This is a genomic window from Nocardiopsis sp. LOL_012 (assembly GCF_048060475.1).
GTDB lineage: Bacteria > Actinomycetota > Actinomycetes > Streptosporangiales > Streptosporangiaceae > Nocardiopsis.
In genome coordinates, this window is sequence record NZ_JBHMIV010000078.1 from 1 (window position 1) to 1,966 (window position 1,966).

At 65.9% G+C, this 1,966-nt stretch carries 1 protein-coding gene; it reads right to left on the reverse strand.

Translation table 11 applies throughout. From position 1 onward, the window contains the following. Window positions 1-650: 650 nt before the first annotated feature. The coding region (locus tag ACFHWE_RS23460; RefSeq protein ID WP_416604040.1) for a sodium/proline symporter at window positions 651-1,966 on the reverse strand (1,316 nt) is incomplete at its 5' end.

Genomic DNA, 1,966 nt, shown 5'->3' on the forward strand with positions numbered 1-1,966 from the left:
CCCAGAGGCCGATGCCGACCATGCCGGCGAGATACAGCACGAAGGTCACCACGGACCCGAGCATGGAGTCGTTCAAAGCCGCCCCCTCCCTTCCTGGACACGCGAAGGCTCTGCCTTTACGCGCTTCTTATAAGCCATGAAGGTGATCATTGCGGCGATCAGCGGCCCACCACAATGCCCGTTTGTGGAACAACACCCCTTCGAGACTCTTTCGAGTTTTTAGCCGTATACAACTGTTCCCTCCTCCACATAAGAACCGGACCGTTTGTTCACCCCGACATACAAGACATCCGATCATCGGGCATATCGTCGTCCCCGTTCACACGAGGAAAGGGGGACACCACGGGCCATGACGAGCGCCCGCACCGCGCCCGCGGCCCGATGACCTGGATACGGCCAGGAAACACGCGCGCCACAACGAGCACCGACGTGCTACACCGCACCAAAAAGGCCATCTCTATATCGGTTAATCGGTTAACCGAAATAAGGAGGACAGAAACACGCGGGCACAGCGCACGTGAGGGGAGTCCGCACGGGAAATATCCCACGGCCCGCCGAGGAACCCGGAGGCGGGCCCACCCGACCGGGAGGCGGAGGGCCCGTACCGCTCTGCGGTACGGGCCCGGAGGTACCTGTGGTGCGAAGCCGGATCAGCCGACCGGAGCCTCCGCGCGCAGGTGCCTGACCTCGTGCTCCACGCGGTCGAAGTCGGACTCCATCACGTCACTGACCCTGCCGAGCGAGTTCAGGGCGAAGACCGCCACGAAGCTCAGGGCGGCGGCCGGGACCATGGCGTACACACTCAAGAAGTCCTGGAGGAACACCGGCAGGGTGTCGTAGATGCCCAGAGCGGTGAGCCAGGCGGCGACGTTCTCCCACACGATGGCGACGGTGGCGCCGACCACCATGCCCGCGAGAGCGCCCGTCCAGGTCATGCGCCTCCAGAACACGGAGAGCAGCAGGACCGGGCCGAAGGCCGAACCGAAGCCCGCCCAGGCGTAGCCCACCAGGTCCATGACCGAACTGTTGCCCCACAGCGCGATGCCCGCCGCCGCCAGAGCCACCGCGATCACGGTCACACGGCTGATCCACAGCAGCACCTTGCTGTCGGCGTCACGTGCGATGAACCCCTTGTAGACGTCCTCGGTCAGGGCGGAGGCCGCGACCAGGAGCTGGGAGTCGGCGGTGCTCATCACCGCGGCGAGGATCGCCGCGAGCAGCACACCCGCCACCAGCGGATGGGTCAGGGCCGAGACGAGCCGGGGGAAGACCTGCTCCGCGTCGGCCAGCGGGGTGTCGAAGTAGGCGATTCCCACGAAGCCGACGAGGACAGCGAGCGCCATGGCGCTGACCGCCCAGGAGACGCTGACGATCCCGGCCTTGCGGATCTGGGTGACCGAGGTGATGCCCATGTAGCGCGAGAGGATGTGCGGCTGTCCGAAGTAGCCCAGCCCCCACGCCAGACCCGAGACGATCACGACCCAGCCCAGTGCGTCGGTGGACTCCCAGGCAAGGGTCTCGGCGTTGAGCGAGGTCCCGCCCATCACCGACAGCAGGCCGTCGCTCTTGTCGGCCACGCCGTCGGTGAGGCCGCCGAAACCGCCCAGGGAGACGATCACCATGATCGGCACGATGAGCAGGGCCAGCCACATCATGGCCGCCTGCACCACGTCGGTCAGGGAGACGGCGAGGAAGCCGCCCAGAACGGTGTAGAGCACGACGATACCCACACCGATCGCGACGGACAGCACCGGGTTCAGGCCGAACACCTGGTCGAACAGGCCGGCCATGGCCACCAGGCCCGAGGCCACGTAGAAGAAGTAGAAGACGATGATAAGCAGCGCCGAGATACCCCGCAGCAGCCGCGACGGGTCGTTGAAGCGGTTCTCCAGATAGGACGAGAGGGTCAGCGAGTCGGAGTCGCCGCCGGTCCTGGCGTCGGTGACCCGCTCGGTGTAGACCCGCA